Below are 249 nucleotides of genomic sequence, written 5' to 3' on the forward strand. Positions count from 1 at the left end.
ACTCCCAAGGGGCAGCAACAGGCCGATCTTTTTGTCCCCTCCCCCGGCCAGTCAGATGCACTGATGGCGGTAGTGGACAAGCTCAAGGCCAAGGGCCTGGGCCGGGTAGGCTTTGCCAGCCAGGGCACGGGATCACCCGAATGGATGATGCGGCAAGAACACTTGAGCCCCTGCTATACCACCCGCTGGGAGGACCTGCCGGTGGCGAGGTAATGATAAGGTGAGAATGAGCACGCTGACCTTTGCGAT

General features: G+C 60.6%; 1 protein-coding gene. It reads left to right on the plus strand.

Going from position 1 to position 249, the window contains the following annotated elements; genetic code table 11:
• On the plus strand, nucleotides 1-213 hold a 213-nt coding region (locus B4920_RS27295; RefSeq protein ID WP_139379746.1), incomplete at its 5' end, for a DUF4113 domain-containing protein.
• Between the last annotated feature and the right edge of the window lie 36 nt (nucleotides 214-249).

This window comes from Zoogloea sp. LCSB751 (genome assembly GCF_002028455.1).
Classification (GTDB): domain Bacteria; phylum Pseudomonadota; class Gammaproteobacteria; order Burkholderiales; family Rhodocyclaceae; genus Zoogloea.